We start from the raw sequence: 13,450 nt of genomic DNA, 5'->3' as shown, positions 1-13,450 counted from the left end.
GCGATGGGCGATCCGGGAATCAAGGAGCTGCTGAACCTCGAGGAGCTCGAGGCTTCGGGCCAGATGCGCACGGGGCGCAAGCACGTCCTGTCGATCCTCGTGGAGAACAAGCCGGGCGTGCTGACGCGCATCGCGGGCCTGTTCGCCCGCCGCGGCTTCAACATCGACACGCTCACCGTCGGGCCGACCGACGACGACAACGTGTCGCGCGTGACGCTGACGGTCGACGGGGCGCTGCATCCCATCGACCAGGTCACCAAGCAGCTGCACAAGCTGATCAACGTCCTGAAGATCCGCGACCTCGAGCCGGCCGACACGGTCACGCGCGAGCTCGCGCTCTTCAAGGTCGCCGTGGACGGCGTGCAGCGCGCCGAGGTCCTGTCGCTGGCCGAGATCTTCCGCGGGCGCGTCGTCGACGTCACCCGCCGGTCGATCATCGTCGAGATCACGGGCACGACCGACAAGATCGAGTCCTTCGAGGCGCTGCTGCGCCCGTTCGGCCTCGTCGAGATGATGCGCACGGGCGAGATCGCCATCTCGCGTGGGCGGGGCGAGACCTGAGCACCGAACACGTCGCCGAGGGCGCGCGAACGAGCCTCTGGGCGGGTTCGCGCAAGGCGAACCGGCCCGGCCGAGCCTCTGGGCGAGGCCCGGCCCGGTTCGCCCGTCCTCGTTCGTAGACTGCCGGGCCATGGCCTCGGTCCTCACCGCCCACGGCGGCTTCGGGCTCGCCGTCGCCGATCGGGTCCGCCTCGAGCGCCGGCTGAGCGACGCGCTGCGGCGTGCCCGCCGCCATGGCGAGGCCCTTGCCGCGATCACCGTGACGGTCGATCCCGCGACCGACCCGACCGCCGTCGCCGCCGCCTCGCGGCGCCCCGGCGAGCCGTGGTTCTGCTTCGAGCAGCCCGATCGCGACAGCGCCGCGCTGGCCGCGCTGGGGGTCGCCACGGTGATCGAGGCCGGCGGACCCGACCGCTTCAAGGTCGTCGCCGCGCGCTGGCGGACGCTCGCCTCGCACGCCGCCTGCGATCCCCCGGACGGCCCGCGCGGGTGCGGCCCGGTCGCCGTCGGCGGCTTCGCCTTCGCGCCCGACGGCGGCACCGACCCGCACTGGGCCGGCTACGCCGCCGCGTCGCTGCACGTGCCCGAGGCCGCGCTCGTGCGTCGCGGCACCGACGTGCGCCTCACCCTGTGCGCGCTGGCCACGCCCGACGACACCGTGGACGACCTCCTGGCGCGCATGGAGCGCCGGGCGGCCGAGCTGCGCGGCGGCGTGCCGCTGCCGCTGCTGGATCCCGATCCGGCGGGCCGCTACCGCGTCAACAGCGCGATGCCGCCCGAGCACTACGAGCAGGCCGTGGCCCGGGCCGTGGAACGCATCCGCGCCGGCGAGCTGCAGAAGATCGTGCTCGCGCGCGAGGTGCAGGTGCACGCGCCGGTCGACCACGACCCGGCCGCCGTGCTCGGCGTGCTCCGCGAGGCGTTCCCGTCCTGCCACCTGGTCTGCGCGGGCCGCGGCGACGCCGCCTTCGTCGCGGCCAGCCCCGAGTTGCTGATCCGCCGCGACGGGGAGCGCGCGGCGACGCTGGCGCTGGCCGGATCGACGCGCCGCAGCGCCGACCCGGCGGTCGACGACCACCTCGGCGAGCGCCTGCTGCGCTCGGCCAAGGATCGCGAGGAGCAGGCGATCGTCATCCGCCGCATCGCGCGCACGCTGCGCCCGCACGCCGTCTGGGTGACCGCGCTCGACGAGCCCGAGGTCGTCAAGATGGCCAACATCCAGCACTTGGGCACGCCCATCCGCGCGCAGCTCTCTCGGGCGGTCAGCGCGGTCGAGCTCGCTGGGCTGCTGCACCCGACGCCGGCCGTCGGCGGCGAGCCGCTGGCCGTCGCCGCGCCGCTGATCCCCGCGCTGGAGGGCCTCGACCGCGGCTGGTACGCCGGACCGGTGGGCTGGACCGACCTCGACGAGGACGGCGAGTTCGTCGTCGCGCTGCGCTGCGCGCTGCTGCGCGGTCCGGTCGCACGCTGCTACGCGGGCGTCGGCGTCGTGAGCGACTCCGACCCGGCGGCCGAGCTGGCCGAGACCGAGATCAAGCTCCAGGCGCTGCTGCCGGTCCTGGCGGGGTAGCGCCGGGCAGGTCGTAGGGGTCGGAGCGTCTGTGCGTTCCACGCGGGCGGTCGGGAGGTGCTCGCCCGGCTACGCCCGCGCCCGCCGCCACACGCCGACGACCTCGCGCACCGTCGCGGTGCGCCAGGTCGAGCGGCCGTCCAGCGGACGGACGTCGAGGTCGAAGCGCCCGGTCTCGCGCTGCTCGATCGCCTCGACGAGCGCGTGGAAGCGCCGGCCCTTGCGGTCGATCTCGACGATGTCGCCGGGGGCGATGCCCTTCGAGGTCAGCCGCGGTGACGGCGTCTCGCGCACGGGCGCGGCGACCGGCTCGGGCTCTCCGAGGAGCGAGAACTGCAGGACGTCGGCCACCGACGGCAGGGTACGACCCCGGCCGGACCGCGTGCGGCGCGGCTCAGAGGGCGTCGCGGTCGGGCGACGGCGGCAGCCAGAGCCGCGAGCCGGGGTGACGTGCGAGGTGCTCGGCGGTCGGGCGGTCGCTGCGTGCGGCCATCGTCGTCAGGGCGACGAGCAGCACGAACGCGCCGAGCCAGCCTGCCGAGAGGGCGACGATCCACACCATGCGGCGAGCACCCTACCCCGGCTGGCGCGCCACGTCACCTCGGCGACACGATCATTGCAACGGCAGCGCCTCGGCCACCGCGGCCCAGCAGCGCCGGTGCAGCGCAACGTTCTCCGCGCGGTCGGTCCGGACGTGCAGGATCGTCGTGCCCGAGGGAGCCTGCGCGAGCGCAGCGCGCAGCGCGTCGACGTCGCCGATCTCGCGGTAGTCCGCGTCGTACAGCGCGGCCACGCGGGACATCTCCAGGCCGGTCGGCGTGAGGACGTGCTCCTCGAACGCATCGGTCTGCGTCGCGACCGGCAGGAAGTCGAAGATCCCGCCGCCCGCGTTGTCGACCACCACGATCGTCAGCGGCACGCCGAGCCGCTTGCCGGCCAGCAGCCCGCCGACGTCGTGGGCCACCGCGACGTCGCCGATGTGGAGGTAGACGGGCGCGTCCGGCGTGCCGCTCGCCACGCCGTAGGCGGTCGAGATCGTGCCGTCGATGCCGTTGGCGCCGCGGTTGGCGATCGCGGTGGCGCGCGCGTCGACCGGCCAGAACGTCTCGACGTCGCGGATCGGCATCGACGCCGCGACGACCACGCGGGCCCCTGCGGGCACGGCGGTGGCCAGCTCGCGCGCGACGCGCGGCTCGTTGAGGCCGTCGCCGAGGGTGTCGGCCAGCGCGCGGGCGGCGCGGGCGTCGGCGTCGCGCCACGTGCCCAGCCACGCGGCATCGGCGTGCCAGACCTCGTCGATCGCCCCGAGAGCGGACGAGTCCAGGTCGATCACCCGCGCCAGGGTGGCGTCGGGGTCGTGCCAGTCGCCGCCGGGCCGCAGCGCGATCTGCTCCACGTCCTGCAGCCCCGCCAGCCACTGGCGCAGCGGCTTGGACGTCGGCAGGTCGCCGAGGCGCAGCACGCACTCCGGCCGCACGCTCGCGGCCCACGCCGCGTCGCGCAGCAGCGCGTCGTAGTGGGCGACGGCCGCGCCGCCGTGGCGCGCGCCGGAGAGCGGGTCGGCCAGCAGCGGCCAGGCGAGGGCGGCGGCCAGGCGGGCGGCGGGATGGTCCTCGCCGGCCGGCGCCCCGGGCTCCTCGCGCCCGGCGACGATCACGCCGTGGCGCTGCTCGCGCAGCCACTCCACCAGTGGCGCTGGATCCTGCCCGACGACGGTGCGAGCGGTCCACGGCGCGCCGCCCGGGCGCCCGCCGCCGCCGGGCTCGTCGCCGAGCTCCTCGGCGAGCACCAGCGGCTCGCGCATCGCGACGTTCAGGTGCACCGGACCCGCGCGCCCGTCCATCGCCGTCCACACCGCTCGGCACGCGAGCTGGCGCATCCACCGCAGCCGCTGCGGCGTCGCCGCGTGCGTGCCGACCTCGACGAACCACTTCGCCGCCGACCCGTACAACTTGATCTGGTCGATGGTCTGGCCGGCGCCGAGATCGCGGAGCTCGGGGGGTCGATCGGCGGTCAGGACGATGAGCGGCAGGCGCGCCTGCGCCGCCTCGATCACTGCCGGCGCGTAGTTGGCCGCCGCGGTCCCCGACGTGCAGGCCAGCACGGCGGGCCGCCCGGTCGCCTTGGCGAGGCCGACAGCGAAGAAGCCGGCGGAGCGCTCGTCGACGTGCGACGTGGTGGCGATCGCGCCGTTGCGCGCGAGGCTCAGCACCAGCGGCGTTGAGCGCGAGCCGGGCGACGTGCAGGCCCCCGCGACGCCGCACCGGGCCAGCTCGTCGACGAAGGCGCGCAGCAGGAGGTAGGTGTCGCGAGTCTCGCTCATGGGATAGATAGGGGAGATGCCCGAGACGCTGGTACTGCTCCACGGCTTCGGTGGGACCCACCGTGCCTGGGACCCTGTCCTGCCCGAGCTGGATCGGGAACGCTACAACCCGCTGGTCCCGGACCTCCGCGGGCACGGTACGAAGGCGGGCGTCCGGCCGATCTCGTTCGACGGCTGCGTGTCCGACGTGCTCGCCGCGGCGCCGCGCGAGTTCGTGCTCTGCGGCTACTCGCTCGGCGGTCGCGTGGCCCAGCACGTGGCGCTGGCGGCGCCCGATCGCGTCTCGCGGCTGGTGCTGGTGGCCACCAGCGCCGGGATCGAGGCCGAGGAGGACCGTGCGGCGCGCCGCGCGGAGGACGAGGCGTTCGCGAGCGATCTCGAGCAGATGACGATCGAGGAGTACGCCGACCGCTGGCAGGCGCAGCCGCTGTTCGCCGGGACGCCGCCGGAGGCCGCGAGGTGGTGGCGCGCCGACCTGCTGCGCAACGATCCGGTCGCGCTGGCCGACGCGCTGCGCGGCATCGGCGCGGGCGACATGGAGCCGCTGTGGGACCGGCTTCGAACGCTGACCATGCCGGTCACGGTCGTGGTCGGCGGGCGCGACGAGAAGTTCGCGGCCTGGGCTGCGCGCTACCGCGAGGTGCTGCCCCAGGCCGAGGTGGTCGTCGTGGACGGCGCGGGGCACGGCCTGCCGCGCGAGGCCCCGCGCGAGGTCGCGGCGGCGATCCAGGGCGCGGGAGCGTGAGGTCCCGGCTCGGGCCCGCGGCGCTCGTCGTGGCCCTGGGGCTCGGCGGCTGCGGCGGCGGCGATACGTCCGACCAGCCGAGGATCTTCGGCGACCGCGCGACTACGAGCGACCGCGGCGGCGAGCCGCCCGCGCTGACCCTCCGCCAGTCGATCGGCCAGCACTTCGTCTTCGCCTACTCCGGCCTCCGGCCGCCCGAGGCGCTCGAGCGGCGCATCGCCCGCGGCGAGGCCGCCGGGGTTGTCCTCTTCTCGCGCAACGTCCGCAGCACCGCGCAGGTGCGGGCCACCGTCACGCGCCTGCAGCGGATCGAGCGACCCGCCGCGGTCGACACGCCGCTGCTGGTCATGGTCGACCAGGAGGGCGGGACGGTGCGGCGCATCCCCGGTGCGCCGGCGGCCAGCGCGGCCCAGACCGGGAACGCCGACGCGGCGCGCCGCAACGGCGCCGCCGCCGCGCGCACGCTGCGCGCCGCGGGCGTCACCGTCGACTTCGCGCCCGTCGCGGACGTCGCGCGCCCCGGCGCCGCGCTGGAGCGGGAGGGCCGGACCTACGGCCGCGACGCGGCCACGGTCGCCCAGCGCGCCGGCGCGTTCGCCGAGGGGCTGCGCGACGGCGGGGTCGAGTCCGTCCTCAAGCACTACCCGGGCTTCGGGGCGGCGACCATCAACACCGACGACGGCGCCGCCCGCGTCGACCTGCCGCTGTCGGCGCTGCGCAGGATCGACGCGGCGCCGTACGCCAAGCTGAAGCCGCGTGCGGTGATGCTGTCGACCGCGATCTACCCGCGCGTCGATCCGCGGCCCGCGGCCTTCGCCCGGCGCTGGGTCACCGGCGAGCTGCGCGGCCGTCTGAAGTTCGGCGGCGTGGCGGTCACCGACGATCTCCAGGCCGCGGCCGTCGCGTCCTTCGGGACGCCTTCGCAGCTGGCGTTCTACGCCCTGCGCGCGGGCGTCGACCTGCCGCTGTTCGCCCAGACCTACGAGGCCGGCGCCCGCGCCGCCGCCGGGCTGGAGCAGGCCGTGCGCTCCGGGGCGCTGCCGCGCAAGGCCCTGGACGCGAGCACCGCCCGGGTCCTGACCTGGCGCACGGCGATCGCGAAGGGCGCCGGCTAGATCCCCAGGCCCGGGCCGCGCGGAACGAGCAGCCGACCGTGGTGCACGGGCAGCGTTCCCTCGTCGTCGGCCAGCAGGTCGAGCGTCGCGAGGCCGCACGGCAGCTCGACGCGCAGCGCCGCCGCGCAGTGCAGCGCGGCGGCGATCCCGAGCGGACCGTCGATCGTCGAGGCGAGGTAGACCTCGGCGCCCGTGGCACGTACGAGCGCGGCCTGCGCCAGCAGCGCCGAGATGCCGCCGGCGCGCGCGATCTTCAGGCACACCGCGTCCGCGGCGCCCGAGGCGATCGCGCCGTGCTCGGCCGCGGTCTCGTCCATCGCGATGCGCACCGGCACGCGCTCGCGCACCTCCCGCAGCTCGGCGATCCCCGAGACCGGCTCCTCGACGAGCTCGAGGTCGAGCCGCCCGAGCTCCTCGATCGCCTCGACGGCCTCGTCGACCTCCCAGGCGCCGTTGGCGTCCAGCCGGATCGCGACGTGGTCGCCGACCGCGCGCCGCACGGCCGCCACGCGACCCGCGTCGTCGCCGGTGCCGACCTTGACCTTCAGGCACTCGAAGCCCGCGTCGACGGCCTCGGCGGCGGCCTCGGCCGCGCCCGCGCGGTCGGTCGCGCCGATCGTCGCGTTGACGGCGACCTGGGCGACGGGCTCGTCGGTCAGCATCGCCGCGATCGGCCGGCCGGCGCGGCGGCCGGCGGCGTCCCACAGCGCGAGGTCCACCGCGGCCAGCGCCTGCGGCAGGTCGGCCACCTCGCGACAGGCGTCCAGCAGCTCGGCCCCCGTGCGGCCGTCGCCGTCGCTCAGCACGGCGGCGTAGCGCTCCAGCGCCTGGCCGACGATCTCCAGCGGCACGCCGTCGTAGGGCTCCAGCGGGGCAGCCTCGCCGCGGCCCGTCACGCCGTCTCGCGCGGTCATGGTCAGGATGAAGGTGCCGCGCTCGTGCACAGCGCCGTAGGCGGTCTGCAGCGGGGTGCGCAGGCGGTGGGTGACCTGCTCCAGGGCGACGTCCATCGCCGCGCAGCCTGTCAGACCGGACGGCCATCCATCAGCTCGGGTGATGGTTGGCCCAGCGAACGTGACTTCGACTTCTGGACACCCTGGACGTACGATCGAGGGCATGGAGCTTCGTCACCTGCGCACCATCGCCGCCGTGGCCCGCCACGGCTCCTTCACGAAGGCAGGGGAGGAGCTGCACCTCGCGCAGTCCGCGATCTCGCAGCAGATCCGCCGCCTCGAGACCGAGCTCGGGATCCAGGTCTTCATCCGGTCCAGCCGCTCGGTCGAGCTCACGAGCGAGGGCCGGCTCGTGCTCGACTACGCCCACCGCGTCCTGGCCGAGGTCGACGGCCTGCACAACGAGCTCGAGGAGCTGAGCGGCCTCCTGCGCGGCGAGCTGAAGATCGGCGGCATGTACCCGACCGGCCTCTACGACCTCGCCGACGTCCTGGCCGACTTCCACACGCGCCACCCGGGCGTCGCGATCCACATGGTCGAGCGCACGCAGGACGAGCTGCTGGACCGGCTGCGCGCCGACGAGCTCGACGCGGCCTTCACCGCGGTCGATCCCGACGCGATCGGCGAGGACTTCGCCGCGAGCCTCATCTGGGAGGAGGAGTTCGTCGTCGCGCTCCCCGTCGACCACCCGCTGACCGCCTGCGCCCACATCACCTTCGAGCAGCTCGCCGGCGAGGAGCTCGTGACCTACCGCGAGAACTCCGCGCTCCGCCTGCGCCTGGAGAAGGCGATGGCCAAGATCGGGCTCGCGCCTCGCAACGCCTTCATCTGCACCGAGATGGGCGCGGTCCGGGCGCTGGTCTCCAAGGGCCTCGGCGTCGCGGTGCTGCCGCGCTCGATCGCCGACGAGCCCGGACCCGCCATCACCTTCCGGCCGGTCGGGCCCGAGCTCCTCACGTGGCCGGTCGCGCTGGTCTGGCGCGCCGGCCGCCGCCAGCCGCCCGCGGCCAAGGCCTTCCTCCAGCTCGCGCTCCAGCGCGCCGAAGAGGCCCTGGTCTCCGACGGCGAGCGCCCGACGGTGAAACTCGTGGCATAGCCTCGACGGGGCGCGGGCGCGGTCGGTCTCCGCCGGCGCCCCGCGGGCGGGCGCGAGACGTCCGGGTCGAGTCGCCCTTGACATGCGAGGGAACGTCGACCCGCATGGGATCCGTGTCGTGCTGACCCCCATATACGGGGTCAGACCAGCACGGGTCGTCGTTCATGCCCGAACGACCCGCCCCCGGCGACCGCGGAGGACCGGCGGCGCCGGCACCCGGCGCCAACCTCCTCGTCACTGCCGACGGACCACGCCCCGCACCTCGACCAGCGCCCGTACGGAGCGCCCCGGCAGGCGCGGGCGCGATCGTTCTCCGCGGGCGCCGGGCCGGCGGCGCTCGACCCCGGACGGAATGCGCGCGGTCTGAGCGAAGAGCCGAAGGAGAAAGACCGTTTGGGTCACGCCGCCAATGGCGCAACTCATCAGGTCTCGGCGGACCTATCAGCTCAGCAGCAGCCCCGCGCACAGCAGCGCGCAGAAGGCCAGCTGGAGCATCCCGGTCCTGGCCAGCGCGGCGTTGAGCGTCGGACCGTCGTCGTGCTGGCGCACGGTCCGCACGAGCGGGACGGCGAGCGGCAGCGCCAGCCAGGTCAGGAACATCCACGGGCCGACGTCGCCGCCGGCCAGCCACACGACCGGCGGGATCAGGAACGCGACGTAGATCTCGGCCGCGTAGAAGTCGCGCGCCCGGCTGCGGCCGAGGCGCACCGCGAGTGTCCGCTTGCTGACACGGGCGTCGGTCGGCGCGTCGCGGATGTTGTTGACCGCGAGGATCGCTGCGGCGATCAGCCCGACGGGCACCGCCAGCGCGAACGCCTCCCACTCCAGGCGCTCGACCTGGGCGTAGTAGGACCCGGTGACCGCGACGATCCCGAAGAACAGGAAGACGAAGACGTCGCCGAGGCCTTCGTAGCCGTACGGCCGCGGGCCGCCCGTGTAGAGCACGCCGGCCAGGATCGACGCCGCGCCGATGGCGAGGATGACCCACCCCGCGATGATGATGAGGTAGACGCCGCACAGCACCGCGAGCGCGAAGCTCACGTAGGTCGCGGTGAGCACCTGCTTGGGCGGGACCAGGCCGCCGGCGGTCACCCGCACCGGGCCGAGGCGGTCCTCGGTGTCGGCGCCGCGCCGCGCGTCGGAGTAGTCGTTGGAGAGGTTCGCGCCCACCTGGATGAACACCGCGCCGAGCAGCGCCGCGATGAACGCGCCGGCGCGGAACGTGCCCTCGTGGATCGCCAGCGCCGTGCCGACGAGCACCGGCGCGACGCCGGCGGGAAGCGTGCGCGGGCGCGAGGCCAGCAGCCAGATCTTCAGCGGCGAGGGGCGGTCGTGGGTCGGGGTGCTCGACATGTCGCTCTACGCCCGCCGCGGGAACTGCGAGAAGTCCGGGCGGCGCTTCTCCTTGTAGGCCTCGCGCCCTTCCTTGGCCTCGTCGCTGCCGTAGAACAGCAGGTTGGCGTCGTGCGCGAGCTGCTGGATGCCGGCGTAGCCGTCCTCGTGGGCGTGGAAGCTCGACTTGGTCAGGCGCAGGGCGAAGGGGGAGAGCTCGAGCATCTCGCGACACCACTGCACGGTCTCGTCCTCCAGCCGCTCCAGCGGCACGACGGCGTTGACCAACCCCATGTTCAACGCCTGCTGGGCGTCGTACTGGCGGCAGAGGAGCCAGATCTCCTTGGCGCGCTTGGTGCCGACGAGGTCGCGCAGCAGCGAGGCGCCGAAGCCGCCGTCCCAGGAGCCGACGCGCGGACCGGTCTGGCCGAAGCGCGCGTTGTCGGCGGCGATCGTCAGGTCGCAGCAGAGGTGCAGGACGTGGCCGCCGCCGATCGCGTAGCCGGCGACCTGCGCGACGATCGGCTTGGGGAGCCGGCGCATCTGGACCTGGAGATCGGTGACGTGGAAGCGGCCGACGGTTGCGCCTTCGGCGATGTAGCCGGTGTCGCCGCGGACGTTCTGGTCGCCGCCGGAGCAGAAGGCGTGCGGACCCTCGCCGGTGAAGATGATCACCCCGACGTCGCCGTCCTCCCGCGCGCGCTCGAGCGCCTCGGAGACCTCGACCAGCGTCTGCGGACGGAACGCGTTGCGCACCTCCGGACGGTCGATCGTGATCTTCGCGATGCCGGGCGTGGCCGCGTCGGACTTCTCGTAGCGGATGTCGGTGTACTCGCCGTCGCCGGGGGTCCAGGTCACTGCCATGGGCCGCAGGCTACTTTCCGAGGGATGGTGGTCGAGTCCTGGCTGGCGAGAGCGGCGCGTGCGCGACCCGAGCGCGCGGCCGTCGGCCAGCTCGCATACCGGGCGCTGTACGAGCGGGCGCGCCGCGTCGCGGGCGCGCTGCCGCGCGGCGCGCGGGTCGGCCTCGCGCTCCCGCCCGGCGAGGACTTCGTGGTCGCGCTGCACGGCGCGCTGCTGGCCGGCGCGCTCATCGTCCCGATCGACCTGCGCCTGACCGCGGCCGAGCGGCCGGCGGTCGACGTGCTGCTCGACGGCGCGCTGCCGGGCACCCCGGTCGCCGGCGCCGACGTCCGCGACGAGCACGACCTCGACGCGCCGGCGATCGTCGTCCACACTTCGGGCAGCACGGGCGCGCCGAAGGCCATCGGCCTCACCTACGGCAACTGGCTGTGGAGCGCGCTGGGCAGCGCGATCGCGCTCGGCGTCGATCCGCGCGAGCGCTGGCTGTGCGCGCTGCCGCTCAGCCACGTCGGCGGGCTGTCGATCCTGCTGCGCAGCGCCATCTACGGCACGACCGCGATCGTGGAAGAGCGCTTCGACACCGAGCGCGTGCTCGCGGCGCTCCGCGCACCCGACGGCCCGACGATCGTCTCGCTGGTGCCCACGACCCTGGCGCGCCTGCTCGACGCGGGCCTCGAGCGTCCGCCCGCGCTGCGCTGGGCGCTGCTGGGCGGCGCCCCGCTGCCGCCGGCGCTGCTGGCGCGTGCGGCGGCGGCGGGCGTCCCCGTCGCCCCGACCTACGGGCTCACCGAGGCCTGCTCGCAGGTGGCGACCGACGGCATCCCGCTGTTCTGCACGCGCGTGCGGCTCGCCGGCGACGGCGAGATCGTCGTCTCGGGCCCGACCGTCTCGCCGGACGCCGGACCGGAGCTCCGCACCGGCGACCTCGGCGCCTTCGACGGCGAGGGCCGCCTGCACATCGTCGGCCGTAAGGCCGACACGATCGTGACCGGCGGCGAGAACGTCGCGCCCGCCGAGGTCGAGGCGGCGCTGGAGGCGCATCCGGCGGTGCTGGAGGCCGCGGTGCTCGGGCTGCCCGACCCGACGTGGGGCGAGGCGGTCGTGGCGCTCGTGCGGCTGCGCCCCGGCGCCGACGCGCCGACCGACGCGGAGCTGCGCGCCCACTGCGCGGCGCGCCTGGCGCGCTTCAAGGTCCCCAAGGCCTACACCATGATCGGCGAGCCGCTGCCGCGGACCGGCTCGGGCAAGCTCCTGCGTCGCCGGCTGCCCGCCGGATAGGTTCAACGTCACGTGATCGATCCCGAGCAAGAGCGAGCCGCCAGCCGCGAGCGCTGGGAGAGCATCGCGCCGGGGTGGGAGACCGGCGCCGAGGCCTTCCACGCCGGCGCGCTGCCGGTGGCGCACTGGATGGTCGACCGGCTGCAGCCGCAGCCCGGCCAGACGATCCTCGAGCTGGCCGCCGGCCGCGGCGACGTCGGCTTCCTGGCCGCCGAGCTCCTGCACCCGGGCGGCACGCTGATCAGCAGCGACGGGGCGGAGGCGATGGTCGAGATCGCCCGGCGCCGCGCCGAGCAGCTGGGCATCGAGAACGTCGAGTTCAAGCCGATCGACCTGGAGTGGATCGACGCGAAGCTCGCGTCGGTCGACGGCATCCTGTCGCGGTTCGGCTACATGCACGCGGTCGATCCCGAGCACGCGCTGCGCGACGCGCGTCGCGTGCTGCGCCCCGGCGGCCGCATCGTCCTCGCCGTCTGGGACCTGCCCGAGCACAACCCGTGGCTGGCGGCGCTGCCGCAGGAGGCCGAGGCGCTGGGCCTGGTCGAGCCCAGGCCCGAGGGCGCCCCCGGGGCGTTCGCGCTCAGCGCGCCCGGCGCGGTGAGCGCGCTGCTGGAGAGCGCCGGCTTCGACGATCCGGCCGTCGAGCCGATCGACCTGACCTTCATGGCCCCGAGCGTCGATGCGTGGTGGAACACCCAGCGCCAGATGTCGTCCTCGATGCGCCCGCTGCTGGACGCCCTCTCGCCGGCCGACCACTACCGCCTGCGCGACGCGGTCGAGGCCCGCTGGGCCCCCTACGTCACGCCCGACGGCTCCGTCGCGATCCCCGGCCGCGCCCTCGGCGTCGTAGCCGAGGCGTAACGGCCACGAGACGTCGATGGCCTTCTCCGCCATAGACTTCTGCCAACCATGTACTACGACGACGACGCAGACCTCACCCTCCTCGACGGCAAGACCGTGGCCATCATCGGCTTCGGCTCGCAGGGGCACGCCCACGCGCAGAACCTCAAGGACTCGGGCGTCGACGTCGTCGTAGGCCTGCGCGAGGACTCCGCGTCGGTCCAGCAGGCCAAGGACGCGGGCCTCGAGGTGCTGCCGGTCGCCGACGCCGCCAGCCGCGGCGACGTCGTGATGCTGCTCGTCCCCGACGAGCTGCACCGCCAGGTGTGGGAGGCCGACGTCCGCGACGGCATCGCCGAGGGCAACCTGTTGCTGTTCGGCCACGGCTTCTCGGTCCTCTACCAGGAGGTCGATCCGCCCGCCGGCGTCGACGTCGGCCTGGTCGCCCCCAAGGGCCCCGGCCACCTCGTGCGCCGTCAGTACCTGGAGGGCTCGGGCGTGCCCGGCCTCGTCGCGATCGAGCAGGACGCCACCGGCACGGCCAAGGACCTCGCGCTCGCCTACGCCAAGGGCATCGGCTGCACCCGCGGCGGCGTGTTCGACACGACCTTCAAGGAGGAGACCGAGACCGATCTCTTCGGCGAGCAGGCCGTGCTCTGCGGCGGCGCCAGCGCGCTGGTGCAGGCGGGCTTCGACACGCTGGTCGAGGCCGGCTACGACCCGCAGATGGCCTACTTCGAGTGCCTCCACGAGCTCAAGCTGATCGTGGACCT

The 13,450-nt window shown here is 74.7% G+C and carries 14 protein-coding genes; 8 read left to right on the top strand and 6 right to left on the bottom strand.

What is annotated here, in order from left to right; all coding sequences use genetic code 11:
- Positions 1–3: 3 nt before the first annotated feature.
- Together ilvN and VK501_RS26105 are read left to right on the top strand one after the other, a co-directional pair.
- The gene (gene ilvN / locus VK501_RS26110) at positions 4–561 is read left to right on the top strand and encodes an acetolactate synthase small subunit (RefSeq protein WP_324342798.1); all 558 of its coding nucleotides are present in this window, start codon (positions 4–6) and stop codon (positions 559–561) included.
- Positions 562–691: 130 nt separating this feature from the next.
- Entirely contained in the window at positions 692–2,131 is a 1,440-nt protein-coding gene (locus VK501_RS26105; RefSeq protein WP_324342796.1) for an isochorismate synthase, read from the top strand.
- 69 nt (positions 2,132–2,200) lie between these two features.
- On the opposite strand, the gene VK501_RS26100 is transcribed toward VK501_RS26105, so the two are convergent.
- The 3 genes from VK501_RS26100 to menD are packed head-to-tail and all read right to left on the bottom strand — an operon-like array spanning position 2,201 to position 4,454.
- Positions 2,201–2,482, bottom strand: a complete 282-nt coding sequence (locus VK501_RS26100) for a hypothetical protein (protein ID WP_324342794.1) — start codon at positions 2,480–2,482, stop codon at positions 2,201–2,203.
- A gap of 43 nt (positions 2,483–2,525) precedes the next feature.
- On the bottom strand, positions 2,526–2,693 hold the full coding sequence (locus VK501_RS26095; RefSeq protein ID WP_324342792.1) for a hypothetical protein: 168 nt from the start codon (positions 2,691–2,693) through the stop codon (positions 2,526–2,528).
- A gap of 51 nt (positions 2,694–2,744) precedes the next feature.
- On the bottom strand, positions 2,745–4,454 hold the full coding sequence (menD, locus tag VK501_RS26090; protein ID WP_324342790.1) for a 2-succinyl-5-enolpyruvyl-6-hydroxy-3-cyclohexene-1-carboxylic-acid synthase: 1,710 nt from the start codon (positions 4,452–4,454) through the stop codon (positions 2,745–2,747).
- 16 nt (positions 4,455–4,470) lie between these two features.
- On the opposite strand from menD, the gene VK501_RS26085 reads away from it, so the two are divergent.
- Positions 4,471–5,199: an alpha/beta fold hydrolase gene (locus VK501_RS26085; protein WP_324342788.1), complete on the top strand. Its 729-nt coding sequence runs from the start codon at positions 4,471–4,473 to the stop codon at positions 5,197–5,199.
- Entirely contained in the window at positions 5,196–6,314 is a 1,119-nt protein-coding gene (locus VK501_RS26080; protein ID WP_324342785.1) for a glycoside hydrolase family 3 N-terminal domain-containing protein, read from the top strand. The genes VK501_RS26085 and VK501_RS26080 overlap by 4 nt, the downstream gene beginning before the upstream one ends.
- Here VK501_RS26080 and VK501_RS26075 read toward each other — a convergent pair.
- Complete coding sequence (locus VK501_RS26075; protein ID WP_324342783.1) at positions 6,311–7,324, bottom strand: mandelate racemase/muconate lactonizing enzyme family protein; 1,014 nt, start codon at positions 7,322–7,324, stop codon at positions 6,311–6,313. The two genes, VK501_RS26080 and VK501_RS26075, sit on opposite strands and share 4 nt — an antisense overlap.
- 106 nt (positions 7,325–7,430) lie before the next feature.
- On the opposite strand from VK501_RS26075, the gene VK501_RS26070 reads away from it, so the two are divergent.
- Positions 7,431–8,363, top strand: coding sequence for a LysR family transcriptional regulator (locus VK501_RS26070; RefSeq protein WP_324342781.1), 933 nt, complete (start codon positions 7,431–7,433; stop codon positions 8,361–8,363).
- A 441-nt stretch (positions 8,364–8,804) separates the two neighbouring features.
- On the opposite strand, the gene VK501_RS26065 is transcribed toward VK501_RS26070, so the two are convergent.
- On the bottom strand, positions 8,805–9,716 hold the full coding sequence (locus tag VK501_RS26065) for a 1,4-dihydroxy-2-naphthoate polyprenyltransferase (protein WP_324342779.1): 912 nt from the start codon (positions 9,714–9,716) through the stop codon (positions 8,805–8,807).
- Positions 9,717–9,722: 6 nt separating this feature from the next.
- Positions 9,723–10,559: a 1,4-dihydroxy-2-naphthoyl-CoA synthase gene (gene menB, locus VK501_RS26060; protein WP_324342777.1), complete on the bottom strand. Its 837-nt coding sequence runs from the start codon at positions 10,557–10,559 to the stop codon at positions 9,723–9,725.
- Positions 10,560–10,583: 24 nt separating this feature from the next.
- Between menB and VK501_RS26055 the strand changes: the two genes are divergently transcribed.
- From VK501_RS26055 to ilvC, 3 genes are all read left to right on the top strand, one after another.
- Complete coding sequence (locus VK501_RS26055; protein ID WP_324342775.1) at positions 10,584–11,837, top strand: AMP-binding protein; 1,254 nt, start codon at positions 10,584–10,586, stop codon at positions 11,835–11,837.
- Positions 11,838–11,849: 12 nt separating this feature from the next.
- Entirely contained in the window at positions 11,850–12,698 is an 849-nt protein-coding gene (locus VK501_RS26050; RefSeq protein WP_324342772.1) for a class I SAM-dependent methyltransferase, read from the top strand.
- A 39-nt stretch (positions 12,699–12,737) separates the two neighbouring features.
- Positions 12,738–13,450: ketol-acid reductoisomerase (gene ilvC, locus VK501_RS26045; protein WP_349261064.1), on the top strand; the 713-nt coding region annotated here is incomplete at its 3' end.

The organism is Baekduia sp. (assembly GCF_035318805.1).
Classification (GTDB): domain Bacteria; phylum Actinomycetota; class Thermoleophilia; order Solirubrobacterales; family Solirubrobacteraceae; genus Baekduia.
Note: the sequence above shows the minus strand (reverse complement) of the source record. Positions and strands in the feature narration are given on the sequence as shown.